Genomic DNA, 26,219 nt, shown 5'->3' with positions numbered 1-26,219 from the left:
CTTTCTTTTGATTAGATAATTATTGTATAAACTTTACTGTTATACATACATTGTTTTTTTCACTTGTTTGTGCTCCACTACTATCAGCTCCACCATACAGTGATATTCCAACCACATCACCAGTAGAAACAGCTAGCAATCTTGGAGAAATTGTTAATGTAACTATTGATGTACTTGTATTCGTTGCAGAAGCACTTTGTGTCCCTACATCAAACATTAACCCATTATTTCTAGTAATTCTTAGTGCATAATATTTATTTAACTGACAAGATAGCAATTTCATAGTTGCTGATACTTCTATATATCCCGTTCTATTGCATACTAGTGAATTATTATTTATAGTAAAAATACCCCCAATGTTATGTACTACTGATAGTGGTATTGGTGTGGTCGTCGTGTTTTCAACAGTTATCACGTCTTTTGCAATAGCAGTAATAACACTCAAATCATTCCTTATCTTCCCAATCCCCTCACTATTTGCACTAATCTTATTATCAAAATACTCAGCCGTCTTCCCACCCAACAAATCCGCATTCAATGGTGCTGGCGCTACTACCTCTTCGTCATCAGTAGCAACCAATACATCTAATTCAATATGTGCATTTCCTTCTTCATCTACAGATATTTCACTTCCAGATAAGACACCACCTACCTGCGAACTTGTTGCTATCGGAATATCTGTCTTATCCGCCTTCCCCGCAATCACCTCATCGATCCTATCCATATTCTCATTCTGAACTGAAATATCATAAAAATCTGTACTCTCTGGCTTTGTTAATTGCAAATTACTTGTTTGTGTTGCCATTACTAATCACTTCCTCTCTTAAATCATAATGTGTATAATCGGCAAGTTGTCCATGTGTAAATTGGGATAAAATCTCATATGTATTGTACAATAATGAAATATCAATCATGATATTTGCAGGCACATACTTTCTCAATGTGTCTTCCACATCTGAATACTTATTCTTTGAAGTCAACGCTATCTTTACAATTAACGTATATTCCTCATTTTTAAGCATTAACCTATACCCATCATCACCACACAAGGTCCTCAGTTGGAGTTCAAGCATTCGATATGAATATGGCAATTGTTCGTTTAGACGACTAAGAATTCGAAATCGTCTAAAATCAATCTCATCGGTATCCTTTGCCTGAATATCCATAATGCTTTCCCAACGTTTGCAGCCATTCTCAGTAAGGCTTGTCGCAAACTGATCATTTACTGCATCTTCAACGGCTTTCCATACACATTCATGTTGTGGATTTTCAATTTCGGATAAAACCTTGAACTCTCTTATTGCTTGAATAATCTCACTTTGATAGGATAGCAAATCAACTTCTTTCGCCATTTACACTCCCCCTTACCGGAATGGCATTGACATCAAGTACAAGATTCTCTGCTATTCCATTAATCGTAGTTGCCGATATGTCTACAATTCCTATAACATCTAGTAATCGGTACTCAATCTGACTGATTCGTACAACTAGGGAAATATCACTATCCCACTCCTTCGCAAGTTCCAGAAGATAAGCATCAATCGCATCATTGATATACGATTTAATATCTTCAAAAGTATAGCCTGTCTGATATGTAATTGAAGAATCGATGTTCACTGTCGTTTCTTCAACACCTGTAACTGTAACCACATGTCCAATTGGGGCGATTCCGTAACCATCTCCACTATGACCCACTGGGTCTATCTGATTTTGTACCGTTTCAATTAACTCGGCTGTCGGTTTTTTGTAGTCAGAATCAATAATTTGAATCTGCACTGTCCCACCGCCATTCCAAGTTGGATAGACTTTACAACCACCAACTCCCGATAATTCATTTACTTTTTCTTTGTAATCGGAAATATTTCCACCAAAAGATTGTGAAGACAAACTATTGAAATATTTTTCCCTAAGACTCTCTGTCTCTTCTTCGTCTTCTCCAGGAATCAGTACTTCGGTAATACGTGCTGCCTCTAAACCATCAATATAATCCAGTGGAATCAATGTTCCTGTATGCGAATTTGGCTCACTTCCAATTGTTTCGCATTCCAGCTTATACGTTCCAGCACTAAGTTTTTCAACGACGATGTAATTATAGTCGTCCAGATTAAATCTAGCACCAACCGCAACATCTATATTAAACACACCTTTGACTAAAGCATAGGTTGCTGGTGTAGGCTCAATTCCTCTCTCTGCTGCACGTCTGATTAAGAATTCTCTACTTGCCGTATCTGCAAATGATTCATCTAATATCGTATCAATCTCTGCATATGCCTGTGCAAGCTCTAAGGCACATGGCGCAAGAGCGATACCAATTACTCCTTCTGCACGGCTATCCAGTTCTGGATAGCCTGCTCTGACTTCATTCATCATTTCACTAAAAATAGCCTCATATGTTTTCGCTTCATACATTAAACACTCACCTCCGTTTCTGTTTTAAATATCCCCTGTTCTGTAGTAACTACAAACGAAACCGTCACAACATCGCTTTCCTTTTCAAATGTAAAAGAATCTACATTCACTATTCTGGCATCCTGCATTAATGCTTCTGCAATTCGTCTCTTTAATTCTGGATATGCATAACCCTCTGGCATTCCAATAAGGTCTTGCTTTTCAAAACCATAATCCCAACTGTATACCATATTCTCATACCGCTCTGTATTAAGAATAAGAAATACTGCTTGTTTTACCGCTTCTAAGCCATCTACACTACCCACAATCTTATTATTTGTAAAATCTATAAAGAATGTCTTTGACGGTATCTCTGATGTTACCACATCGATAACCGAATAATTATTACTTGAGGGTAACATTTTTTACACCACCTTATCTATAATCAGATACTTTTGCCCACCCTGCGCTCGTATCATAACAACGTTATCATTTACCTGTATCATCTGACTGTATGCATAGGTTGTGAATACAAACTCCTCACTAAGAGTAAGTTTCTGATCCACAGTAACACGAAGGGGATTTACTGATAGTATCTTTCCAAATAGTAAATCACTCGGTTTACTTGCTGCAACAGCCTCTACTGCTGCCTTCTTAATTAACTGTGTTAGATTAGCTATTAAAATCAGCTCCTCTCAATTTCAGATTCATAAAATGGGCGTCCTTTGAATAGGTATGTGTAACTTTTTCAACTAACATGCGCCCATCAAATCTAACGTTATCTATTGCAAGCTGCACATACACTCCACAGCCTGCACGAACTCTACTATCCCCGAAACACTTACTTACACTAAATTCTTTTGATGTATTATTATACATTTCCAGTAACGCGCTAGCCTTTTGCTTTACTAAAGTTGCATCTTGTATTGTTTCATAATAAAGCAATACACCATAATTTTTAATAGACTCCACCTCTTCATCAATATAAACCGTTCTTTTCTTTGTTGTCTCATCTTCATGTACGAGTTTAATTTTGTTGTAAGTACTAGAATCAATACTTGTTGTATAGTCAAATGTTTCTCCTGTTGATGGATTAATCAGAATGGGTACCACCATTTCCTCCATATTTTTTAGATTCAATTTTCCAAAGTCATCATATAGAATATAGAGTTTCTTTTTCGCTTGTAATGTCTCATTAAACGAATTTATCATCATGTCAAAAAGTGTTGTATTATCCTCTACTCTGGACATTTTGTAGACGGTATCATCAATACTTCCTGCATTCAGATAAAAATCCTTAATCAACATCTTGAGTAGTTCACTGCTGCTCTTCTTGGAATAAGAGTATGTATCTTTGTTCTTAAAATAACGCAACTGGTCATAGGCAGTAACTTGTATTGTATTCTTCGAAGAACACTTTTTTGTAAATACATATCCAAAAAACACCTTGTCTTCGTTATCGATAAACCGAACTTCATTTCCTTCTTCAAAATCAAGTTTTCCGTCTTGGTACACTTCGAATTTTAATACACCAGGCGAACCACTCCGCTGTGTTTCCCAAGTAACATTTCCGATAACAGAAGGATAATACAATGTGCTCTTATTACATATTGTTAATTCATACATATGATTATCCTCCTATTTTTCTGTAACTGTTTTCTTGTTTGTAGTTGATTTCTTGGTTGTTGATTTGTTCGAATTCGCATTTCCTACTATGGCAGTTATTCCCATTACCGCTGAAGTTGCTGCACCACTACCTGACGGTGTACTTGTGTGTCCATATGTACCCGTTACGCATGGTAATCTGCGGTTTGATGAATTCACCTTATTATTCGCAACATCCCATATGCCCGCAACTCCTTCATCCGTAACATAATATGTAGTATTCTTTGTATTATCTTTTGTATTGCTTTTCGTATTGTCTTTTGTATTATTCTTGGTATTATTTTTTGTATTACCCTTTGTATTACTTGTTGATTTATTATTTGCAGATGTGTTATTACTTGAAGAACGTCTCGTCTTACTACTCGTACTATACCCTGCATCACCTGCTGACCCTGCTTTAACATCCTGTATCTTAATTTTCTGACCTACACGGATTAGGTTTGGATTCTTTAAGCCATTTAACTTGGCAAGATTCCAACACTTCGAACCATTGCCAAGAAATTTCTTGGCAATAGCCCAAAGGGTATCTCCCTTTTTCACCGTATAGTATTGTGTTTTGCTTGTATCTTTTGATGTATCCCTTTTCAAAACGGAAAGCCCTTGCCCGTTCCCTTGATCCAAACTATATTCTTTTGTTCCATACTCGATATACTGTTTAAGTTTAATGGATACCGTGAAATCTCCACCGTCTTGTGCATCCTCTGTAAGTGTATATTCTTCAAGAGTCACAAGCATTTCCGTTGGGAAAATCTCTTTGTGTTTATTTCGCCTAATTATTTTGAAATAAAATGGTTTTAAACTAAGTTTTAACGCTTCCAAGTAATCGAGATAATAGTTCGGATATAAAAAACCTGTATACTCAAGATTTTTCTTCTTTGCTATATGCACCTTTGTTTTGTCACCATAGTTCTCTAAACCTTCTGTTACTTTCTGATAAGTTGCAAATGGATACACATGCATAGGCAGCAATGCACTAAAACTGATTTCCGTTAATCCTGGTGCTGTAATCATATTAACTTCACTCTCATTAATAAGATTCATCGTTTTGTTTTGGTTCTTAACTTTTGTCTCAACCTTGGAAGGTGTGACAGGTAACAGCATCTTATCTAAATAAAATTCATATGGCATCATATCACACCTCCTAACCGTTATATTGTTCTGCCGTAGAACTTAATGACTCATACAATGTATTTTCTAAATGCGAAATAATTCCATCGATATCGGTATCTTTGCTTACATTATTGTTTATTCCACCCATATCAACTTTGATTTCTGCAGTAGTAAATCGATTAATTACATCTCGCTCTGCTATATCACGTAAATACTTAATCTCTTCTGTGCTATCGCTAACTGATTTTGCAATTTCCGCTGTGTTGGCGGCTGTATTTCCTATATCTGTTCCTGCTTGCGTACTTGCTAAGTCGGTTACTGTATTGGTAGGATTAACAGGATTTGTAACTCCTCCCACATCAGACCCATTTGAATTATTAGTTACCAATTCCGTTTTATTTCCTATATTATCACCTGCGTCATAACCAGCATTAAAGGCATTTTTGTAATTCATTCTTTCAAATCCAAAGCTATCTACGGACAAATCTATATTATCCATGACTGTCTGATAATCCTCATTTGGTGCATATTTGGCAACAACATTATCTGCCATACTTTTTAATCCAGCTCTCCAGCCAGCTACTGTATCAGACATATTACTACCAAATACAAAATCCATTGCAGATGCTATCTTTTCTAAAACCCCCAACACGCTGTCCGCCATACCTTGAAACAAATAGACAACTGATGAGATAGGATTTTTAAATATATTTGCAAAGAAATTTGCAAATAGTATAAATTTATTTACCCAAAAGTTTATAATCCCCAATACCAAATCAAACAATCCGAAGAATAAATTCCATATAAATGCTACTGCTGTATATAAACAGCCGACTATGATTCCTGTTGCACTTATTGATGTTCCTGTAAATTGGTTGATCGCTGCCACAACGGAATATACTATTGCGATTAGCGCAATTAATCCAAAAACAATCCACATAACTGGATTCATTCCCATAACGGTATTTAACACGATTTGCGCTGCTTTCATTGCCTCTGTTGCAATTGTACATGCCATTGCATACGTCTTGTGTATTTGTAAATATCCATTGTATAAGAGTAGTGCTGCAACAATTCCACCAATGATTGGCGCAATAATAGACCAATTATCATATATTATAGTCGCAACATTGACCGCTAAATCCAATACCCATGTCAATACATCAACAATTCCAGACAATCCCTCCATTACATTACTAACAAGTGTTTGAAAAATCTCACTATTTGCAATCTCATTAAATTTCTGCAATATCGGTTCAACCATCATGAGTGCTTGATTTTGTATTCTATTCACAATCTGTTCCCATGTCGCTGGCATTGCATTAAAGTTTTCATTAATTCCATCTGTTGCAGACAGCATTGCATTTTTTACGACATCTGCCGTAATTGCTCCCCCTTCTGCCATCTCTTCTAATTTATCAATTGGTACATTCAGATAGTCAGCCATCGTTTGAATCATATTTGGTGCTTCTGCAAATATGCTATTGAATTCATCACCCTTTATGACGCCTGAACTAAGTGCTTCTGTCAGATTTGAGAAAGCACTATCAGCCTCTTTACTTGACATCCCTGCCAACGCAAATTGTTTACTTACAAGTTCCGCAAAATTAACAGTCTCCGCCGTTGAACCGAACACATTTCCTGCATTATTTGCAAGTGCTACTACATTGTCTGCTACCGTTTGATATGCTGTTCCAGAATTTTGTGCTGATTGATATATCATATCCTGCAATCTCTTACTTGTCTGCATTCCATCATTTATTAGATTAATCTGTGCTGATGTTTGGAGCATTTCATCAGATAGTCCCATCATCTTTTCAAAATCAAACTTTTTCATAAGAGTGGAACCTAGGGCTTCCAATTTTTTAGATATTGCATCATATACAGTTGAACTATGTTCTACTACCTCTTTTGTTCTTTCAGATGTTTCCTTAAACTTCTCTTCTGCTGCATTTGCTTTCTCAATTCCCTTTTCTACTTTATCAACGTTACAGCTAATTTTCGCAACGTCATCTCCAACTTCTACAAACTTGCCTTCTACATCAATAAATTCATCTTTTATCTGCTCTATTGTAGTTTTTACCGCAACGAGTTCTGCCTTTATTACTGTTACTGCCATAGCGCTAAACATATTCGCTACCACTTCTTGCACTCTTTCAACAGAAGCCTCCACTACATTAAGCGAATTATCAATATTCATCAGCGGCTGTGACATCCTATCCTCCAATAGCAATGCAGATTGAATATTTGCCATCTTCTCACCTCCATTCCTATACACGGTAAGTGCTTATTCTTTGATACTAATGTTTTGATTTCCGTTTAACCCTTTCCTGTTCTTTCATCTCATCCTCGATTTTTATCTTAATAGAAGCAATGATGAATGCCTTTTCATCATCATCTAATGCAATAAACTGTGAAGGAAGCATTTTGAATTTATGAAGGCAATAGTGAGCATAATTTGACTCACTATCACCCTCACGAATTAGTTTTTTGCTTCTTCTACCTTTTCGTCCATAGTAACATCAAAACCATTATTTCTTTGTACAAACAATAGAAGTTCTTGGTATTCCCCTGGATTATCTACCATTGCTCGTAGTAAATCTTCTGGTTTTTTTACTCCATAAGAATCCTGTAATTCTGCATTATCAAGACAAGGATCTACTAGGCAAGCACATACCATTTTAGCCATATACTTTTTCGTATCTAACTTAGGTCGGTACATTCCAGGTTTACCAGTAACTTGTACCTCCATGGTACATTCATCACGAATGATTTCATCCTGTGCTGTAGTAATCGTCTTAAATTCCCACTTTAGTGGAGAACCACTTTCATCCACTAGTGATCTTGTAACTGGAAAGAATACATTTTCCTTTTCAATCTTATTCTTCTTTAAAAATCTACTTAAATTACTCATAAACCTCTACCTCCTAATTTGTTAACATTCCATCAAGTAATGTAAATTCCTCTGGCATCTCAAAGTCATCATATGTTCCTGCAACTTCTTCATCTAAATACTCACCATCTGCATCAAACTTAGCTAGAATTCCACCATCAATATTGCAGCCATAGAAATTAATCGTTTGTCTTCCCGCAGCGCTAGATGGGTCTTCGTTTGTTACTTGGATTTCAAAATACACATCTTCACCTGTGTCTTTAAAATTCTTCATCATACTTCTAAAAATAGATGTATTATAGTGAATTGTTGCTTTGAATGTACCTTCCCAGCCTGTTGCTTTGTTTCCTTTACCAGTCTTACCTAGAATCGGCACTTTTGCTTTCGTTTTTGTAAAACTAGATTCAAAATTAATAAAATTGAAGCAGTTATATCTCTTACCTCTGATTGTAACGTAACACTCTGCAAGTGCTGCACCAATTGCATCTTTTGATAACATTGTAATATTTCCCATATTTTTCTTCCCATGCATATCACAAGCCTGCTTGTGATACTGCCTAAATAAGTACAGGTGAAAGATACCTTTGGCTGCATGGTTTCTCCTTTATATTTTTTTCTTTCACCTTTTATCCCTCCTACTGTACAACTACAGTCATGTACAATTTTGTCATACAATTAACTGGTTGAATTGGATTAACTGCTACTACTGATTTTTTATCATTACCAAGCTCAACGCTTACTTCTGCAGAATCGAAGTCTTCAATTGCTTGAAGTTTCTCTAACTCTTTATCATAAGCAACAATATCTGACCAGAAGCTAACTCGACCAGCTTTATTGTTTTGAATCTTGCCAAGATATTTATTATTGAATAGTAACGCAATATCATTTCCAACTTGGTCTAACACTCTGATTGTTTGATTTGATTTAAAATCTTCTCCCTTTTCTTCTGTTACCGAAACAAGAGAGTTAATATCATCAAGTACACGAACTTCATCGCCTACCTTATGGAATGCAAGTTCTCCACCCGTAATCGCTGCTTCTAGTTCCGATTGCTTATAATTAGAATACACTGTATATTCACCATCATAAGTCTTATTCGTACAAGATTTATTGATTGCGGAATCTGCTTCTGCGCCTGCTACCCAATACACTAATGAAGAAGCTTCTGCATCTTGGTCAGTTACCATGTTTTTCACACTGATTACACCTTCATAATTTGCTGCTTGGTTGTAAACTACAAGTTGGAATTTAACACCCATCTCATCACGCAAACGTTTTGTATATTCTACATACAATGATTTAACAGATGATGTAGTTGATAAGCAAGCAAGTATATTAAAGGAATATGCCTCTAATGCTGCAAGGGCATCCTGTTCTGCTGTTCCATCTACTGTGCCGTTTGTACCTCCACTTAATGAGATAGCAGATGTAATTTCAAGCGTTGCTTCTGCCTTAAACGTAACATAATCATTTGCTTTCAATTCTGCTGCACTGCTTACTGTTTGAATATCAAGTACTTTCGTACCAAGTATTGTTGATACATCAAATTTGCTGGAATCATCAACATTTGAAGCAATTACAATCTTGAAATCATTACCTCTTACACCACCATATAACGCAGTTGCGTATGTATTCGTAGCTTTTGTACCTCCACTGTTTAAACGGTAGAAATACACTTTTTTTGCATTGGCAAATAAGTCTCTAAGTCCCTTTAATTCCTCTGCATCATATGCATAACCAAATATCTTTACAGATTCTTTTGTGAAATCCTCATTTGTAACTGTAAAAACAGTAGCTTCTTCGCCCCAGTTTAATGATAATGGAATTGCAACAATTCCTCGATCGGATAAAGCTGCCCTCGCTCTTGCCGCACTAACAAAATTAATATAAGTTCCTGGAAGTACCTTGTTTTGTGTAACGAATAATCCTCCACCTAATGCCATTTAATCCACCTTACCTTTCTTAAAATCTGTAATTTTCTTTTCTACTTCATTCATTGTATACGTCTTATCCTCTTGTAATAATGCATTTAGTAAATCTGATTCCGTATGGAATCGCTTACTGCTTACTAGCTGACTCTTTGTAAATCTTGATTCAGCAATTGTTTCTGTCATCTTTGTCGTCAACACAAATCACCCCTCTAATTTTAAATTGTTCATTCGTTCGCTCTCAGCCATACTTTTGTATGTTCGAACATTGTAATCAATTTGGAAGTTAAGTACTTCTTCTACTATCGTGCTCTTCATACTAGAACCTCGCACAAGGTCTTCATCAATTTGAATAAACCTGAGTGCCTCTTCCATACGTTCAATGACATTTCCTATCTCTTCTCTAACATTGTCCGATTTTGAAATATATTGAATCGTAAATGAATTCTTATTGTTATACCGATTGCCAAGTTTCGGCTCACAACTATGTGCAGTATTAGAAATCGTAAAATATGTTTCATTTAACTCTTCCTTGACTGGCTCTGTGTAAACACTACAGCTATCACCAAACTCTTTACTGAGTGCTTGTGATATACCTTTTACAATTTTGTTTATCACTTGATTCACTCCTTTAATACTTCACTACTTTTGTTTTACCTGTACAGTTTCTTACTTGTTTTTTTCCGTTAACGGCTAGTACTCCTTTATGATATATCCTTTGATGGATAAAGTCAATACCTTTTTCAAAACTTTTTTCCATCAACGGTTAAACATTATATAAAACAAGTGTTTTTCCGCTTGACTATATCCATTAACGGTGATAAAATATACTATATAAGAAGGAGGTTTGCATATGGGCTTAGAGATTATTGAAGAATACAAAAAGAAATTAGGACTTACAACTGCTGAACTAGCAGAACGTTCTGGAATACCAAAAGGTACATTAGATAAGATACTTAGTGGGGTTACAAAAGACCCAAAACTTGAAACATTAAAGGCAATTGCACGTGTACTAGGACTTTCATTAGATGATTTTGATGATACGATTGAAAACAAACTTGATTCCTATAATGATTTACTTACCGTATATACACGTAGTAAAAATAATCTTTCTCAAGCCGAAAAAATGAAACTTGCACAAATTATATTATCAGAAGACGAGGAAGAGGGCTGATTATTATAGATTTCCAGACAATATTAAAGACAGTTTGTTCTACTATTACATCATGTAAGATAAAATCATTTCCAATTGATTGCCATAAGCTATTACATGCTTTTGAATATAAACTAGTAAAATACTCTTCTCTTTCCAATACAAAGAGAGCTGCCTGCTTTTTACTAAGTGAGGATGCCATTACAATACAAGAGAAAAAAAGCATCTACTATAATGATGAGAAACCAGAGATGAGAATACGGTTTTCATTAATGCATGAGCTAGGTCATATCTTACTTGATTCAGAAGAAGAATCTGCCGCAAATATTTTTGCAAGCAATATTCTTGCACCACGTATCGCTATACAATATTCTTGTAAGAATTATAAAGATGTTATGAACCTTTTTGGTTTGTCGGAAGAAGCTGCGGATATCGCTTTTAATGATTATAAAAGATGGCGACGTTTTATTGTTACCCATAATAATAAGATGAATGAAACAGATGAGGTATTATACAATCACTTCTACAACAAGAGAATTAAGAAATTTGTCTATCAAACAAGTGAATGTGTAATTTGTGGACGTAAAATGTATAATACGTTTGACCCTGATTGTGGTGTTTGCACATTGCCAAGATATTCTTATTCAGCATTCAATGAATTAGATCAGCAACTTCAAGTGGCTGAGAATAGCTGGTTGTATGGGGAATATTAGAGTTTGAGATTAAAAACATAAGAGCCGATGATTTGTGAATTTTCACAAGTACATCGGCTCTACATTGTTCACATATTCTTCACTTTAACTCCATACATGATACACATTTGAATGGTATTATATATCTATCAAAGGAACAGCAAATTAATCCTTTTATATAGATTTTTTCATAACCCCCTCCCCCTCTTAGAAGCCAGCGATGGCTTCTTTTTAATACTTTCATGCAATCTTATCTTTACCCCATATCAACAGGTTTACCATCCGCATATTCTCTAGTCATTCTTTTAAAACATTCCCTTACGGATTTAAAGCATTCTAACATCTCTGGAGAAAAAGTACCACATTCACCATTTAGAATCATCTCAAATGCTACGTCTGAATCAAACGCTTTTTTGTAAACACGGTCGGTTGTCAATGCATCATAGCAGTCAGCAATGGCAACAACCTGTGCACAAATAGGAATCTCAGAACCTTTTAGTTTATCTGGATATCCATTTCCATCCCAACGTTCGTGATGGTAGCGGCAAATGTTGTATGCATATTGCAGATACTCTTTGTCGTTCATTCTTTCCAAACCCGACAAAATCTCACAGCCTTGCGTAGTATGTGTCTTCATAATATCAAACTCTTCTGCAGTTAGTCGCCCTGGCTTATTAAGAATAGAATCAGGAATGGCAATTTTACCGATATCATGTAGCGAGGACGCATCCGAAATCACTTCTATTTGATGTGCAGTAAGATTATATTCCTGATGTACCCTTGAAACTTCCTCTAGCAAAGCCTTGGTAAACATTCGGATACGGCGGATATGCTGACCTGATTCCAAATTGCGATATTCAATAGTTGATACGAGTACCTCCACCATAATTGAGTTAACCTCACGCAGACTTTCAGACTGCTCCTTTACAAGGTCTTCCAAATGAAGCTTATGGTTATAGAGTTCTACTATATTCTGCACTCGTCTTCTAACAATATGTGGCTCAAAAGGTTTTGTAATAATATCAGAAGCTCCGAGGTCAAACGAGCGAAGTTCACTATCTGCACTATCATCTGAGGTGATAACGATAACAGGAACCTTCGACAGAAGACCTTTACTTCCCATCTCTTCCATCACTTGGTAACCATCCATGACTGGCATAGATAAATCAAGCAGTACTGCCACTGTTTTATGTATATTTTCTTCAAGAAGTGCAATTGCATGGCTACCGTCTCCCGCCTCTAAGATGTCGTAGTTGTTCTCAAAAATAAGATGGAGTATTGCACGATTAACCTTCTGGTCATCAACAATTAGTATTGTATTACGCTCATTCATCATTTCAACTGTTTCCTTTCCCGTTTAAAACAGAACATATTGTTTCATATTCTGCACGAACGTCTTGGTATAATGCTGCTATCTGCATCTCTTCCCCATTACGCCCTGCTGTAACCATATCAGAGCAAATTTGAAAGAGTTTATTTAATCCCAAATTCCCACACAATCCCTTCAGTGCATGAGCATACTCGGTAGCCTCCTGCCATTTGCTTTGTTGTATAGCAGATTCAAGCTGCCCGAAACTTTCTTCTTGAGGGAATCTCAAAAGAAATGACAGATATATTGAATCATCTCCTAAAAAACGATTGATACCAGCTGTAACATCTATACCAGCTGCCTCCAACTCTTGTAAGGTGTTTTCATTCATTACAAATCCTCCTTAGTTTTTAGATATTTTCCTATTTTGCCTAATAGCTCATCGAGATTGAATGGTTTGCCTATGTGGTCTACCATACCTGCTGCGATGCACTGATTAATATCTTCCTCAAATACATTGGCTGTCAGCGCCACAATAGGTACAGGTGACGCATTCTCTCCCTCAAGTTCTTTAATCAGTCTAGTAGCTGTCAAACCGTCCATAATAGGCATTTGAACATCCATTAATATAATATCATATTTATTTGGATTTTTTTCAAATATTCTAAAAGCTTCTTCTCCATTTTGTGCACAGTCTATTTTTATTTTTGTTTTTGACAGCAGTGTCATAATAATTTCTTGATTAAACGGTATATCCTCAACCAATAACATATGGCACTTACTGAATGTCGCTGTAAATTCTGGTTGTTTTGTTTCAATCGGCTGACGCTTTAATACAAGCCCATCAATTGTCCGAATGATAGCTGAGCGGAATAATGGCTTTGCAAGATAATGTGTAATTCCTACACGTCCAGCAACAACAGCAATACTGTTCCATTCCAACGCAGATATCATAATCACATTAACATCTTTTGGTAGAATCTTGCGTATTTCACTGACGGTTACAATGCCATCCATGCCATCCATAAAGTAATCAACAAAGATAACATCATATGCCGCCCTGCCTTCGGACTTCACAGCCTCAATCACACGTACAGCTTCCACACCACTGTCTACCACATCACATGTAGCGTTTAACTCCTGCATGATTCGCTTGAAATACTCTCGTACCTCCATATCATCATCGACAACAAGTACATTGAGCTTGCTATAGGCAGCAGTATCAATTTGATTGCATGTTTGTTTGTCGTTTGCAAGCTTGACGGTAAAGTAGAAACGACTACCCTCTCCCTCCACGCTTTCAACAGATAAAACTCCACCCATCATCTCCACAATACTCTTGGAGATGGACAACCCAAGACCTGTGCCACCAAACCGTCTAGTAATGTTTGCTTCTGCCTGTTGAAATGATGAAAATATTGTCTCCAACTTATCTGGTGCAATACCAATGCCCGTATCAGCCACTTCAAAATAAAAAACACTTTCATCCTCGGACTCAGACTGCTTATTCACAGTCAGCTTCACCTTCCCATTTTCAGGCGTAAATTTAACTGCATTTGATAAAAGATTAGAAATCACCTGTGAAAGTCTCAGCTCATCGCCAATTACGTAACATGAGACATCAGGATCAACATTTACAAATAGTGTAATCTTTTTTTCTTCTGCTCTAGCGGCACACATATCGCACACGTTTTCTAACATATTTTCCAAGTGAAAAGACTCCAGATGCAGTTCCAGTTTATGTGCATCAATCTTGGACATATCCAAGATATCATTTATCAAAGATAACAGATGCTTTGACGCTTCCTCTATCTTTTCGAAGCAATACTCCTTTTGCTCATCACTTTCCGCTGACTTACCGATGGTTGTCATACCAATAATTGTATTCATTGGTGTTCGGATTTCGTGACTCATATTAGCCAAAAATTCACTTTTCGCACGAGCACTTTCCTCTGCTATCAACTTAGCATCTACTAGTTCCTGCTCGTTTGCTTTGATAACCGAAAGCATTGCCTTATATTCACGCAAATCACGAGTAAAACCTGCTATGCGATAGGAGTTACCATAGTTGATTTTCACCAATGTTACCTCAGTCGGTATCTCTGCCCCCATTAGGTTGCGGTGCATGAATTCCGTTACATATTTACCATGCTTTACAGCCGCATTGATACACTGCGCCCACACTTGTCTCGATGTTTCACCATCCTTTTGGTACTCTGGTGCAAATGCAAAGAAATTATGAATAAACGTATCTTTCTCTTCAAGTTTGAACAAATCGAGAACCGCCTCATTACAGTCGATAAGCCTAGTTTGTTCATCCCAAAATGTAAAACATATTGGTGATGAATCAATCATAAGACGATTGCGTTCATCAGCCTCACGTGCTTCCTCCTTAGCTGCCATCTCAGCACGCAAATCACGAGCATAGCCCATTATTCGGAATGTCTCTTTATATGCAACCTTTTTTAAAGTAATTTCACATGGAATCTGTTCACCTTTTAGGTTTTGATGTAACCAAGGAAATACGACCTCATTTTGTAAAATGACCATCTTAAAATACACCGCAAGCATTTCACCAGTTGATTTGCCATTCGCTTGCTCAGATGCATTTAAATAAAAGAAGTTCTTCAGATAATCCGCCTTAGAAGAAAGTCCAAACAGTTTTACTGCTGCCTCGTTGCAGTCAATAATTTGTATACAGTCATCCCACACATTGCAAGCAAGAGGGCTGGAATCTAGCATTAGCTGTGCATGTGCCTCCACCTCACGTACTTTTTCCTGTGCAGAGTTAACTTGATTGATTGCAAACACCCCAGCCTTGTCAACACCGTCTGACTTTCCAACATCTCTTCTATCATTCTCCAGAGAAATAGCAAGTTGAGATGCAATCAGATTCAACACTTCTGTCTTTTCGTGTTGAAATGCTCCCTCCACCATATCATTTTCCAAATACAAAATGCCTTTAGGGTTGCCATCATGCACAACTGCTAAACACATTACCGATTTGCAAGGCATAGTCTTAAAGTATTCATCTACGCCAAAGCTGCCGAAATTGTCATCGCAATCCAAGATGACACAATCACGTGTGCGCTCTGTGTAATTAAGTATACGTTGTGGAAGTTTTTTTTGTGCACTTTGAGGCGTTAAGATAATGTTTATGTCATCACCTATCAAGTGCCCTTCTACCTGTACTTTCAACTCTCCACATTCTCGTTTCAAAAAAAAGACATTCCGCGCACCAGAGGTTTTAAGCAGCAGGTTCACTAGATTTTCATCCGCTGAATACACCCCTTCTTCCAGTGATTGCGCTTCCGAAATAGCTTCGTTTAAGTCGAGTTCAACCGTTTCCCCCGTCTGTGTGCCAGAAATAGTACGCATACGGTTATCAATGATAGACATCGAGAACAGCTCGGCATACTGCCCCTTCATTTGAGCTACCTTGCCATCAGCACCCCATTCAGAATAGGCATAATAAGCATTTTGCAAATGAATAATGGCAGTTTTATAATTTTTGATTTTTTCAAAATAAGGTACAGCTAACTCCGAAAGTAGACCACAATAGATTGGTCTGCTATTCTCTTTTGCTTCCTTTATCGCTTTGTTATATAAAATTACAACTTCAGTGTCATTTCCTTCAACTGCTTTTATTTCCGCTTCAATAGCTGTATGCATATGTAAAAAGTTCATAGGTGCATCTTGTGCACGACAACCTAGCCATTGCTGGTTCTTTTTCAAAATCTGCATTAAACGCTGCTCTTCTTCAGGTGCTAAGTTACCACTTGATAACCTTTTACAAATAGCAAGCGAATGTAAAAAATTATGCTGTGCTTCAATGTAGAAACACATAACATGAGAAATCATTGGAGTAGCCAATTCTGTCATCTCAAACGCAGTCTCGTAATCGGAATAGATTACTGCCGACAATGCTCTAAGTGTATAGTAATAACACAGCGCCATTGCATTATTCGTATTTTGCTCCACAAACATCCTTACGTCAAAAAACTCATCCTGAAAACTACCATATTCTAAGTTCTCACCCTTCATTGCCTTATAGAATTGAACATAACACCGAAATGATTCTAATGCATGGTGATTGTCGGTTTTTTTTGCAAAGGAAATAGCTGTTTCACTTTCCAGTCTCAGTTCTTCAAGTTGCTCTGAGGTTTCTAAATAAGCCATAAGAACTGTATAATAGCTAAAGCATGAGAATTCAAGATCTCCGCCAGCCTCTAGATTTCCCCTAAATGCCTCACGAGCATAATAAACACTATTTTTTTGATCTTCAATCCAATGCATATAAAGCAAAGAATACGCATGATACAGTCTAGCCAAGTCGTGATAATATTTGTTTTCCTCCGCTACTGTAATACAGTCCTTAATCGACCTATAAGCAGTTTGATAATCACCACGAAGTGCAATAAGTGTCATCCCTAAATAACAATAAATCTGCAATCCATTGGCTGTATATCCGTATTTCAACACACGATTTGCACCAACAATACCTAGCTTTTTCAAAGACTGTCCATAGGGTCTTTGAAAAAGCTAGGTGCATATATTCTGCTGGCTATCTTATAGATAGCCATATGTATAGGGTCGATGGTCTTGTTGATGCCTGCCAATCCCTTGAAGCTAGAGCTTTTGATGGTTCTATATAATTCTTCAATCTCAGTGTTTATTACACCTACTAAATCCTGTTTTGGATACTCTACCCCATGTCTTTCAAGCATTTCAAAAGAAAGATTTACAGCATCAGTATACCGACCACGATTAGATAAGCTTACTGACTGCTCGCAGCAGTTGTCTGTCAGGTCAAGTGGATTGTCCGTTAGGCCAGTAAGTTGTTCATAAATCTCATCAGCTTGAGAATACTTAGCTGTTTGGCACAAGATAATATGGTATAAACTATAAACATTTCGTTTAAATTCAAGATTTCCTTCAAACAGATCTAAGAACTCACCTATAATTGTCTCAATAAAACGCAAAGCAGCATCATATGCAGATAAGCGTCCAGAAAGACTAGCTGCATTCAAAAGAATGTTAGAGACCTTTACTCGCTCTTCTTTTGACTCAATCTGCGAAAGAGCCTTTGCATAATGCTCTGCTATAGAAAGGATTTGTTCAACGGAAGGTTCTTCCCTAGCAAATTTTCGTTCATAGTATTGTGCAATCTCCAAATGTGCAAGCCCTCTTTTTTCTTCAGGCATAACTGTATAATAGGCCTGTTGAAAGCGATCATGGCAAAAGTCGAACCTCACGCAACGAATATCTCTATCATTATAACTTGATGGTCTGATAATCTCTGCTGCAACAACCGGTTTAAGCATATCAATCGTCTCATCCTCGCTTTTTCCAAGCAAATGTATAAGCATATCCAAGTCAAAGCTTTGCCCAATACTGGCACAAAAAGAGAGAAGTTCCACCGTTTCATCTGGTAAAATAGACATGATACCAATTAGAAAGTCAACCACGTTATCATTAAAAGGGAGTTTCTTAATACTCTCGATTTCCCAAACAAAGCGGTTTTTTTCTGGTGAAAAAACAATATATTTCTCAGTATAGCAATGTTTGAGCAATTGGATTAAATAAAATGGATTACCGTAAGTTTTTTCATAGGCAATGGTAACGAATTCCTCGCAGTCCAAAGGGTCACAATGCAAGGAATCTGCCATCATCTGTGAAATGGCATCTTTATCCACTCCTTTTAACTTCATATGCCTCGTATTGCATCCCCTCTGCTCCATCTTTCGAATGGAATGGAGTAGCTGATGCGACTCGTCCACTTCATTATCTCGATAGCAAGCTATAACCAAAAGTCCATCTATACGTTCATTCATCATAATATCTTCAAGTATCTCAAGTGACCCCATATCAGCTATATGGATATCATCAATAAACAGCACCAAGGGATGTTCCCGTGAGGATACAGCTTCGAGTAATCGTTGAAGAACATTTTTAAATCGAGACTGTTCTTCCAAAAGAGACAGCTCTTGAATTTGAGACTGCACCCCTACAAGACTCTCAAGCTTTGGAATTTTGTCAGTAAGTAGTCTTCCATCTTTCTCTAATGCCATTGATAGTCGAGTTCTCCATGCAAGAAGCACACCTTCCGATTCTGACAAAATATAGTCGCAAAGTTGATCGATTGCTTTGAAAAATGCGTAATACGGAACATTTCTTTGATATTGATCAAATTTTCCACTAATAAAAATGGCATTTGCCTGCACAATGCTTTTTTGCAACTCGTTAACAAGCGTTGTTTTCCCCGTTCCAGAATATCCGCCAATTGTAACAAAGCATTTGCCTTTTTGCAAAAAATCCTTATATATCGCAAGTAACTCTGAAACTTCGTCCTCTCTACCATATATTTTCTTTGATAGTTCAAAACGAGAGGTATTGTCTTCCAATCCCAATTTAAATTCAGAGATGCCTCCTTCTGCTTCCAAGCTAGTTATGCATCGTTCAAGATCGTGCAATATCCCACCCGTACTCGCATACCGATTTTCTGGCATCTTCTCCATAAGCTTTGCAATGATTTTTGAAACCATCTCTGGTACTTCTGGATTCATCTCTGAAACAGGCTGCGCAGACTTAGCTATATGCGCATAAATAAGCTCCGTAGGGCTATCTGATACAAAAGGCAGCTTGTAAGCTAGCATTTCGTAAAACATGACTCCTAGGGAATAAAAATCAGTACGAAAATCAATAGGACGGTTCATACGCTTTGTCTGCTCAGGTGAAATGTACTTCAACGTACCTGCATTGAGCAATGTTACCTGTGGCTTTTCGTATGAAAATTCTGATGATGCACCAAAATCAATAATCTTGATTGACCTTGTTTCAGGTTCATACATAATATTGGTAGGGTTAATATCCTTGTGGATAATGCCACAACTGTGTATATCTGTAAGTCCTTTTACAATCTGGACAGCAATATGTAAAAATGTCGCAACGGACATTTTGTGTGTACCTATATACTGCGATAAAGACATACCATCGCAAAGCTCCATAATCAAGTATTCGTTGTCTTCTTGTTTTATATAATCAATGACTTTTACTACAAAATCACTGTTTATTTTGGGAATCAACTTAAACTCATTCCGTAGCCTTGACATTTTTCGTTCGTCATTGTATAGGCTAGCACTGATAGTTTTAGCAGCAATCGGTTGCCCTGTTTTTATAGCAATACCAGCATAAAGCGTATTATTGGGCGAGCTGAAAATCTGCTCCTGAATCTCATAATTACCTATTCGAAAATTCATATGCAACCTCCTGGCATTTTGGTTCGTATTAATAAAAGTATACTAAAATTTAGCCTATCGTGCAATCATATGTATTATTAAATATGATATTGTATTATTTTGCTCTGTGTTACCCAAAACCATTATTCCTTTACAATATTTATTTCTATCTATAATAGAATATACTAATAAAAATTAAAATCAATTTTTATTAGTATCGTTTTATATAACAAAAAACCTGCCATAAAATCATTTTACAGATTTTACGACAGGTTTTAACATTTGACAGGGGCAGTAGGATTTGAACCCACGACCTGCGGTTTTGGAGACCGTTATTCTACCAGCTGAACTATACCCCTATATTGTGTTTTGTTGTTTCCGTTCCTGAACGGTACTTCTATATATTACACTAAGTTGTTTTAATTGTCAATATAATTTTAAAAATTTATTCATTATTTTTTATTCTACATTCATCCCTTCTTAGTCTCCACTATATTAACAAATGATATAGCAAAGATGACAATCAACATTCAAGCCAGATTGTCATCTTTGACTTTATATAACTACGCTAACTTAGGGTTAACATGAACCATGCAATGTTTTACTGTTTCAAATTCTCTCTCAATTGCATCATGAACACATTCTGCAATAAAATGTGTCTCATTCAGAGTTTTATCTCCGTCTGCCACAATTTCTATATCCACATAAATCTTAGCCCCAAAGAGCCTCGTTCTAATAAGATCAATTCCAAGAACACCCTCTTGGTTTAAGATTAATGTTCTCATCTGCTCAACTGTTTCTTCATCGCAAGATTTATCTACTAACTTATCAATCGCATCTTTGAATATATCATAAGAAGCTTTCATAATGAAAAGACAAATCACTACACTTGCTACGGAATCCAATACTGGGAAACCCAATCTTGCTCCTGCAATACCTACGAATGCACCTACTGAAGATAATGAGTCTGACCTATGATGCCAAGCATCTGCCATTAATGCACCCGAATTAATTCTCTTAGCAGCTCCTCTTGTGTACCAATACATCCATTCTTTTACCACAATTGATACAACTGCCGCTATCAAAGCAGATACCCCTGGTATCGCTAAATCCTTACTGCTTCCTGAGATAATATTCTTAACACCTGTCACTCCAATAGCAATACCTGTTGCTAACAATATAACAGCCAATATTATAGATGCGATACACTCCAAACGATCATGTCCATATTGATGTTCTTTATCAGAACTTTTTCCTGCTATTGTAATACCAATCATAACAATAAATGTACTGAATACATCTGAAGCAGAATGAACCGCATCCGATATCATAGCTCCTGAATTTGCTATAATACCTATTAATAGTTTCGCTAAAGACAAGAATACATTCACTACAATGCTTACCTTAGATACATGCATTGCTATTTGTGTATTATCCATCTTTTTGCCTTTCTTAGTAAAATCCTTTGTTTTTTGACTTTTTGTTTGTTCCATAAATGTTACCTCCATTAAGATAGCCCTATGGCACTAGATTGTGTCTGAAAATTGCTCATACTGGTCTGTGCAGAACAGGGAAATGCATTTTCAGACACAACCTTACGCATGTCGTTCCATAAAAAAAACACCTATGGAACAATAATTAGTAAACTACTGTCCCACAGATGTATATCGTTATCATCTGTTGCCACAACTTAGTGGCCCGGCTCCATGAATTCAATTTCATAGCCTGCTCAGTTTGTACTGTAGATTTATATGCAGTGCAAAGAGTGTAATATTAATATTATACGCAGTTAGAAAATATTTGTCAATAGCATTTTATTATTTATAAACACTTTCCCCTAACTCAACTAATTTATCATAATCATTGATATAATAGCCATTCTCCAACTTCTCCATATAGTTATTCTCACAGAATTTCTTTAGGCAACGAAGCAGATGACGATAACTTGCTCCCAATAATTCTGCTGTCTGAACTAGGTTTTCATTAAAATAAAATTCCTTATTCATGGAGATAATATAAGCAGCTAATCTATTTTCCAATGGATATAGTAGATTTCTAGCGCTACTGCTTGATATATTATTAAGTTTTAAAGCCAATTTTGTTGCAATGGTTTTTAACAATTTATTATCCTGTAGCAACAACTGGCGATACGGAACTGTAGGAATACGAAAGCAACACACTTTTGTTATGCATTCTACATTAGCTACCATCGCTTGACTTGTCATTAATTCAACGTCACCCACAAACTCAAAATCATCATAGAATGAAAATAGTAATGACTTTCCTGACTCTGTTGTCGTGTATGTTTTTGCTTGTCCCTCTAAAAAGAAATATATATAATTCGACTCATCTCCTGCACGGCAAACATGCTCTCCTATATTAAATTCGCACAACTGAATCTCGTAATTATTTTCTAATGTTAATATATCCTGAAAATTAAACTTATTCAAATAATATGTATGTATATTCCTATCCTTAATTATCTCCATTTCGTAAGCATAGCCCCTTCTCAAAACTACTTTTTTATAAAAACATAGTAAAATTATTTCTATCTATAGTGTGACATATGTCATGTACTTATGCAAGATTTATTCTTATAATCATACTAAATCATTTAAAATATTTAATTACACGAAGAAAGGAAAAACTATGATCCCATTACTTGCTATTCTTAACGGTATCCTAATTACTACAATGATTATGATGAATGGTGAATTAACTTCTGCTATCGGAAATTATCATGCGACAGTTTTTATTCATCTCTCTGGGCTTATCCTAATCACAATTTTCCTGTTTTTACAAAGAAAAAAAATAAAAGCACAGCAACGTGCCAAGTTCCCTCTTTATCTATACGCCGGGGGAACAATTGGAGTATTAACTGTAGTATTCAATAATTTGAGTACTGTCTATCTAGGTGTTACAATTACTCTTGGTATTAGTTTATTTGCTCAAACAACAACATCTCTTATCGTTGATCACTTTGGCTTACTAGGAAGCTCTAAACATGCATTCACAAAGCACAAACTAATTGGACTTACTTGTATCATCCTCGGAATCTTCGCAATGTTCTTATAGGAAAGGAGAATTATATGGCACTCTTTGCAGCTGTGGCATGTGGTATCACTGTCGTAATTAGCCGTACTACTAACGCTCAACTTAGTAAACATATTTCAAATACTGCTAGTACATTTTATAATTATATAACTGGTTTTATTGTTTCTCTTGTTGTACTACTTGTTTCAAGAGAAATAGCACCTCATTTTGTTTTCCCGACTAATCTAAACGGGTATGTTATGTTTTTCGGTGGTATCGTAGGTGTATTCTCTGTCCTATTATCAAACTATATCACCCCAAAGATTTCTGCCTTCCAATTAACCATCATATTATTCGTTAGCCAAATCTTTACCGCTATTATAATTGACTGGCTAAGATATGACACTCTATCTGTTGGCAAAATTCTTGGTGGCATTCTTGTACTGTTTGGACTAATCTACAACACCTATATCGATTTCAAGCAAGAACGCTTAGCAACGCAAGAATAGCACCTTCTACATGCCCCTCCCCCTCTTGAAGTCATGACAAATGTAACTTGTATATCATTATAAAATACGTTACTCTATTACTAGAAAGGGGACGTGGTTAATTATGAGAAAACGTTTGTCTTCAACTCTTTGGGGGTTGTTTTTTATATGTATTGGAATTTTACTTGTAGGTAATATACTAAATTTATGGGACTTTACATTATTCTTTCCTGGTTGGTGGACTTTGTTTATAATTGTTCCTTGTTTTATCCATATTACTTCTGATGGTTTTCATGTTAGTTCTGTAATCGGATTAACCATTGGTATATTACTTCTACTTATGCGTCAAAATGTAATTGATATCGCTTTAACTGGTAAATTAATTATTCCTATTACCTTCATTTGCATTGGCCTTGGAATTGTATTTAGAAATATGCCACATACATCGAATAAAAGTTTTCATAATTTTGAAATACATTACGACAAAAATGCTTCCAACTATTCTACTGTATTTCATTCAAGAAAGATATTTATACCGAATGAACACTTTTTTGGTGCATCGTTAAGCTCTGTCTTTGGTGAACTCCATGTTGATTTATCCAGTGCAATAATCACACAAGACATTGTAATTCATTGTTCTAGCGTATTTGGAGACGTTCAGCTATTAGTTCCACCAAATGTACAGGTTAAAACATCAGGGTCTCCGATATTCGGCTCTATGAGGAATAAAACCAATCCTGTTATCGATTCTTGCAAACCCACTATTTATATCGTATATTCCGCTATATTTGGTGAAATTCTTGTTCGATAGCATGAACACACAAAAAGAAGTTAATTTGAGTTTATTCGAATTAGCTTCTTTTTTTTAATAAAGTATCAAAAAATAATTATTTTTTCGCTTTTATAGGAAATTGGCTTCATTGATTTTGTCTTATTTTTACTGTATAATAAGAGTATGCTACAATTTATACTGTCTAAGGGGGCAATTTTATGAGCGAAAATAATAGCAAAGCACTTTTATCACAAAACGAAATTGATACTTTGGTAAGATTCTTAGTTGATCAAAAACAAGGTATTCAAAGTAGTGTTCTGACACAAGAAAGTATTGATAAACTAGTTCATTTATTATCAAGCAAAGATTTAGAATTACTTAAATTCGATATCACAGGTATTACTAATGATTCTAGTAATGAAACTGAAGAGATTTTGAGTAACCTGATTCATTATGACAACTCACTAGAGTACGAACTATCATTCCAAGTTATTGATAACAAGGTTGTTTTAACCGCAACCAATAGCGACACAAATACAACTTTACATATTACTCCTAAATCACTAGAGGTAATGTCCCTTGTTGAAGATGAATCTTTCTGGGGTTGTTGCATTGAACCTAATTTATTTGACAAGATAGCTACTGTTTTTCATTTTAAATATAGACATGAAACATTAGATGCTATTACAAAGCTCTTTACAGAAACGATGTACGGTTCTGCATCACTTGAACTTCCTAATATATATCGTCCTTCTACTTTGAGTGTATCTCAAAATTTAATTAACTAATTCTCTTTTATATCTATTAGGTACTGTTCAAGTAATGTTCTTTTACAAAAGTATTTGAATTATATAGTCTCTTAATTCAAGAAGTTGCTGCACTTACGAATTATATGTCGTCTGTGCGCAACTCTTTTTTCATATATACATCTAAATTGATTTTCGAATGCAAAAAACGCCCAATCTTTCGATTGAACGTTCTTCTTACGTTGTATCTTCAAAACTACACATTGAATTTAGACATTTATCAGAAAGCGGTTATCTCAAGAACTTCGTTCTTTCGATATCATTTGCAAGCAAATGATATGTCTTACATGTAAGCACTTCGAAAAGCAAGCTTTTCTCTTTGCTTCCCTGTAATCCTACGCTTTCTTCCTTTTTGGTTAAGCCCTCGACCTATTAGTAACAGTCAACTACATGTGTTACCACACTTCCATCTCTGTCCTATCTACCTGATCGTCTTTCAGGGGTCTTACTAGCTTGTGCTATGGGATATCTTATCTTGAGGGGGGCTTCACGCTTAGATGCCTTCAGCGTTTATCCCTTCCAAACTTGGCTACTCGGCCATGCACTTGGTAATGCAACCGATACACCAGAGGTTCGTCCAACCCGGTCCTCTCGTACTAAGGTCAGCTCCTCTCAAATATCCTACGCCTACGCCGGATAGGGACCGAACTGTCTCACGACGTTCTGAACCCAGCTCGCGTACCGCTTTAATGGGCGAACAGCCCAACCCTTGGGACCTACTACAGCCCCAGGATGCGATGAGCC

Annotated in this window: 24 protein-coding genes, 1 tRNA gene, 1 rRNA gene, 1 pseudogene and 1 riboswitch; of the genes and pseudogenes, 6 read left to right on the top strand and 21 right to left on the bottom strand. The window is 36.3% G+C overall.

The window, feature by feature from the left end:
- Positions 1–19: 19 nt before the first annotated feature.
- From RMR19_RS05775 to RMR19_RS05715, 13 genes are all read right to left on the bottom strand, one after another.
- Entirely contained in the window at positions 20–805 is a 786-nt protein-coding gene (locus RMR19_RS05775; protein WP_310602549.1) for a hypothetical protein, read from the bottom strand.
- Positions 786–1,352 (bottom strand): putative phage tail protein, encoded by a 567-nt coding sequence (locus RMR19_RS05770; protein WP_310602548.1) that lies wholly within the window; start codon positions 1,350–1,352, stop codon positions 786–788. Before RMR19_RS05770 ends, RMR19_RS05775 begins: the two co-directional genes overlap by 20 nt.
- Complete coding sequence (locus tag RMR19_RS05765) at positions 1,336–2,409, bottom strand: baseplate J/gp47 family protein (RefSeq protein ID WP_310602547.1); 1,074 nt, start codon at positions 2,407–2,409, stop codon at positions 1,336–1,338. Before RMR19_RS05765 ends, RMR19_RS05770 begins: the two co-directional genes overlap by 17 nt.
- A complete protein-coding gene (locus RMR19_RS05760; RefSeq protein ID WP_310602546.1) occupies positions 2,409–2,810 on the bottom strand; it encodes a DUF2634 domain-containing protein in 402 nt (133 codons plus the stop codon). Before RMR19_RS05760 ends, RMR19_RS05765 begins: the two co-directional genes overlap by 1 nt.
- Before the next feature lie 3 nt (positions 2,811–2,813).
- On the bottom strand, positions 2,814–3,047 hold the full coding sequence (locus RMR19_RS05755) for a DUF2577 family protein (RefSeq protein WP_310602558.1): 234 nt from the start codon (positions 3,045–3,047) through the stop codon (positions 2,814–2,816).
- 13 nt (positions 3,048–3,060) lie between these two features.
- On the bottom strand, positions 3,061–4,014 hold the full coding sequence (locus tag RMR19_RS05750) for an XkdQ/YqbQ family protein (protein WP_310602545.1): 954 nt from the start codon (positions 4,012–4,014) through the stop codon (positions 3,061–3,063).
- Between the two features lie 12 nt (positions 4,015–4,026).
- Entirely contained in the window at positions 4,027–5,184 is a 1,158-nt protein-coding gene (locus tag RMR19_RS05745; RefSeq protein WP_310602544.1) for a LysM peptidoglycan-binding domain-containing protein, read from the bottom strand.
- Between the two features lie 10 nt (positions 5,185–5,194).
- On the bottom strand, positions 5,195–7,417 hold the full coding sequence (locus RMR19_RS05740) for a tape measure protein (RefSeq protein WP_310602543.1): 2,223 nt from the start codon (positions 7,415–7,417) through the stop codon (positions 5,195–5,197).
- Positions 7,418–7,645: 228 nt separating this feature from the next.
- Positions 7,646–8,077, bottom strand: a complete 432-nt coding sequence (locus tag RMR19_RS05735; RefSeq protein ID WP_310602542.1) for a phage tail assembly chaperone — start codon at positions 8,075–8,077, stop codon at positions 7,646–7,648.
- 13 nt (positions 8,078–8,090) lie between these two features.
- Positions 8,091–8,570, bottom strand: a complete 480-nt coding sequence (locus RMR19_RS05730; RefSeq protein ID WP_310602541.1) for a phage tail tube protein — start codon at positions 8,568–8,570, stop codon at positions 8,091–8,093.
- A gap of 121 nt (positions 8,571–8,691) precedes the next feature.
- Positions 8,692–9,999, bottom strand: a complete 1,308-nt coding sequence (locus tag RMR19_RS05725; RefSeq protein ID WP_310602540.1) for a phage tail sheath family protein — start codon at positions 9,997–9,999, stop codon at positions 8,692–8,694.
- Positions 10,000–10,182, bottom strand: coding sequence for a hypothetical protein (locus tag RMR19_RS05720; RefSeq protein ID WP_310602539.1), 183 nt, complete (start codon positions 10,180–10,182; stop codon positions 10,000–10,002).
- A gap of 6 nt (positions 10,183–10,188) precedes the next feature.
- Positions 10,189–10,602: a phage tail terminator family protein gene (locus RMR19_RS05715; RefSeq protein ID WP_310602538.1), complete on the bottom strand. Its 414-nt coding sequence runs from the start codon at positions 10,600–10,602 to the stop codon at positions 10,189–10,191.
- Positions 10,603–10,837: 235 nt separating this feature from the next.
- Between RMR19_RS05715 and RMR19_RS05710 the strand changes: the two genes are divergently transcribed.
- Together RMR19_RS05710 and RMR19_RS05705 are read left to right on the top strand one after the other, a co-directional pair.
- Positions 10,838–11,158, top strand: coding sequence for a helix-turn-helix domain-containing protein (locus RMR19_RS05710; RefSeq protein WP_310602537.1), 321 nt, complete (start codon positions 10,838–10,840; stop codon positions 11,156–11,158).
- Positions 11,131–11,850: an ImmA/IrrE family metallo-endopeptidase gene (locus tag RMR19_RS05705; protein ID WP_310602557.1), complete on the top strand. Its 720-nt coding sequence runs from the start codon at positions 11,131–11,133 to the stop codon at positions 11,848–11,850. Before RMR19_RS05710 ends, RMR19_RS05705 begins: the two co-directional genes overlap by 28 nt.
- 256 nt (positions 11,851–12,106) lie before the next feature.
- Here the strand turns inward: RMR19_RS05705 and RMR19_RS05700 are convergent.
- The 7 genes and pseudogenes from RMR19_RS05700 to RMR19_RS05670 form a co-directional block, all read right to left on the bottom strand.
- A pseudogene (locus tag RMR19_RS05700) lies at positions 12,107–13,162 on the bottom strand (HD-GYP domain-containing protein); the annotation flags it as partial.
- 4 nt (positions 13,163–13,166) lie between these two features.
- Positions 13,167–13,529: an Hpt domain-containing protein gene (locus RMR19_RS05695; RefSeq protein ID WP_310602536.1), complete on the bottom strand. Its 363-nt coding sequence runs from the start codon at positions 13,527–13,529 to the stop codon at positions 13,167–13,169.
- On the bottom strand, positions 13,529–17,653 hold the full coding sequence (locus RMR19_RS05690; RefSeq protein WP_310602535.1) for a response regulator: 4,125 nt from the start codon (positions 17,651–17,653) through the stop codon (positions 13,529–13,531). Before RMR19_RS05690 ends, RMR19_RS05695 begins: the two co-directional genes overlap by 1 nt.
- Positions 17,650–20,397: a protein kinase domain-containing protein gene (locus RMR19_RS05685; RefSeq protein WP_310602534.1), complete on the bottom strand. Its 2,748-nt coding sequence runs from the start codon at positions 20,395–20,397 to the stop codon at positions 17,650–17,652. Before RMR19_RS05685 ends, RMR19_RS05690 begins: the two co-directional genes overlap by 4 nt.
- 265 nt (positions 20,398–20,662) lie before the next feature.
- Positions 20,663–20,735: transfer RNA gene (locus RMR19_RS05680), tRNA-Trp, on the bottom strand.
- A gap of 204 nt (positions 20,736–20,939) precedes the next feature.
- Positions 20,940–21,815, bottom strand: coding sequence for a cation diffusion facilitator family transporter (locus RMR19_RS05675; protein WP_334308191.1), 876 nt, complete (start codon positions 21,813–21,815; stop codon positions 20,940–20,942).
- A 208-nt stretch (positions 21,816–22,023) separates the two neighbouring features.
- Positions 22,024–22,119: riboswitch (NiCo riboswitch) on the bottom strand.
- A gap of 74 nt (positions 22,120–22,193) precedes the next feature.
- On the bottom strand, positions 22,194–22,865 hold the full coding sequence (locus tag RMR19_RS05670; RefSeq protein ID WP_310602532.1) for a cyclic nucleotide-binding domain-containing protein: 672 nt from the start codon (positions 22,863–22,865) through the stop codon (positions 22,194–22,196).
- A gap of 160 nt (positions 22,866–23,025) precedes the next feature.
- Here RMR19_RS05670 and RMR19_RS05665 point away from each other — a divergent pair, with 160 nt between their 5' ends.
- The 4 genes from RMR19_RS05665 (at position 23,026) to RMR19_RS05650 (ending at position 25,457) form a co-directional block, all read left to right on the top strand.
- Positions 23,026–23,451: a DMT family transporter gene (locus tag RMR19_RS05665; RefSeq protein WP_310602531.1), complete on the top strand. Its 426-nt coding sequence runs from the start codon at positions 23,026–23,028 to the stop codon at positions 23,449–23,451.
- Between the two features lie 14 nt (positions 23,452–23,465).
- Positions 23,466–23,918: a DMT family transporter gene (locus RMR19_RS05660; RefSeq protein WP_310602530.1), complete on the top strand. Its 453-nt coding sequence runs from the start codon at positions 23,466–23,468 to the stop codon at positions 23,916–23,918.
- Positions 23,919–24,021: 103 nt separating this feature from the next.
- Positions 24,022–24,708 carry a LiaF transmembrane domain-containing protein gene (locus tag RMR19_RS05655; protein WP_310602529.1) on the top strand — a complete coding sequence of 229 codons (687 nt, stop codon included), beginning with the start codon at positions 24,022–24,024 and terminating at the stop codon, positions 24,706–24,708.
- A gap of 179 nt (positions 24,709–24,887) precedes the next feature.
- Positions 24,888–25,457, top strand: a complete 570-nt coding sequence (locus RMR19_RS05650) for a hypothetical protein (RefSeq protein ID WP_310602528.1) — start codon at positions 24,888–24,890, stop codon at positions 25,455–25,457.
- A 370-nt stretch (positions 25,458–25,827) separates the two neighbouring features.
- On the opposite strand, the gene RMR19_RS05645 is transcribed toward RMR19_RS05650, so the two are convergent.
- Positions 25,828–26,219: ribosomal RNA gene (locus RMR19_RS05645) — 23S ribosomal RNA — on the bottom strand; the annotation flags it as partial.

The sequence above is a fragment of the Anaerosporobacter sp. genome (assembly GCF_031551385.1).
In the GTDB taxonomy this organism is placed as follows: domain Bacteria; phylum Bacillota; class Clostridia; order Lachnospirales; family Lachnospiraceae; genus Anaerosporobacter.
This window is presented reverse-complemented; position numbering and strand designations above follow the sequence as displayed.

What these genes read in the sequence shown, in the direction of transcription:
- RMR19_RS05725 (WP_310602540.1), bottom strand. Translation starts at nt 9,999, where the DNA reads ATGGCATTAGGTGGAGGATTATTCGTTACACAAAACAAGGTACTTCCA.
- RMR19_RS05670 (WP_310602532.1), bottom strand. Translation starts at nt 22,865, where the DNA reads ATGGAGATAATTAAGGATAGGAATATACATACATATTATTTGAATAAG.
- RMR19_RS05665 (WP_310602531.1), top strand. Translation starts at nt 23,026, where the DNA reads ATGATCCCATTACTTGCTATTCTTAACGGTATCCTAATTACTACAATG.
- RMR19_RS05710 (WP_310602537.1), top strand. Translation starts at nt 10,838, where the DNA reads ATGGGCTTAGAGATTATTGAAGAATACAAAAAGAAATTAGGACTTACA.
- RMR19_RS05735 (WP_310602542.1), bottom strand. Translation starts at nt 8,077, where the DNA reads ATGAGTAATTTAAGTAGATTTTTAAAGAAGAATAAGATTGAAAAGGAA.
- RMR19_RS05730 (WP_310602541.1), bottom strand. Translation starts at nt 8,570, where the DNA reads ATGGGAAATATTACAATGTTATCAAAAGATGCAATTGGTGCAGCACTT.
- RMR19_RS05685 (WP_310602534.1), bottom strand. Translation starts at nt 20,397, where the DNA reads ATGAATTTTCGAATAGGTAATTATGAGATTCAGGAGCAGATTTTCAGC.
- RMR19_RS05770 (WP_310602548.1), bottom strand. Translation starts at nt 1,352, where the DNA reads ATGGCGAAAGAAGTTGATTTGCTATCCTATCAAAGTGAGATTATTCAA.
- RMR19_RS05740 (WP_310602543.1), bottom strand. Translation starts at nt 7,417, where the DNA reads ATGGCAAATATTCAATCTGCATTGCTATTGGAGGATAGGATGTCACAG.
- RMR19_RS05675 (WP_334308191.1), bottom strand. Translation starts at nt 21,815, where the DNA reads ATGGATAATACACAAATAGCAATGCATGTATCTAAGGTAAGCATTGTA.
- RMR19_RS05760 (WP_310602546.1), bottom strand. Translation starts at nt 2,810, where the DNA reads ATGTTACCCTCAAGTAATAATTATTCGGTTATCGATGTGGTAACATCA.
- RMR19_RS05765 (WP_310602547.1), bottom strand. Translation starts at nt 2,409, where the DNA reads ATGTATGAAGCGAAAACATATGAGGCTATTTTTAGTGAAATGATGAAT.
- RMR19_RS05660 (WP_310602530.1), top strand. Translation starts at nt 23,466, where the DNA reads ATGGCACTCTTTGCAGCTGTGGCATGTGGTATCACTGTCGTAATTAGC.
- RMR19_RS05650 (WP_310602528.1), top strand. Translation starts at nt 24,888, where the DNA reads ATGAGCGAAAATAATAGCAAAGCACTTTTATCACAAAACGAAATTGAT.
- RMR19_RS05655 (WP_310602529.1), top strand. Translation starts at nt 24,022, where the DNA reads ATGAGAAAACGTTTGTCTTCAACTCTTTGGGGGTTGTTTTTTATATGT.
- RMR19_RS05745 (WP_310602544.1), bottom strand. Translation starts at nt 5,184, where the DNA reads ATGATGCCATATGAATTTTATTTAGATAAGATGCTGTTACCTGTCACA.
- RMR19_RS05750 (WP_310602545.1), bottom strand. Translation starts at nt 4,014, where the DNA reads ATGTATGAATTAACAATATGTAATAAGAGCACATTGTATTATCCTTCT.
- RMR19_RS05695 (WP_310602536.1), bottom strand. Translation starts at nt 13,529, where the DNA reads ATGAATGAAAACACCTTACAAGAGTTGGAGGCAGCTGGTATAGATGTT.
- RMR19_RS05775 (WP_310602549.1), bottom strand. Translation starts at nt 805, where the DNA reads ATGGCAACACAAACAAGTAATTTGCAATTAACAAAGCCAGAGAGTACA.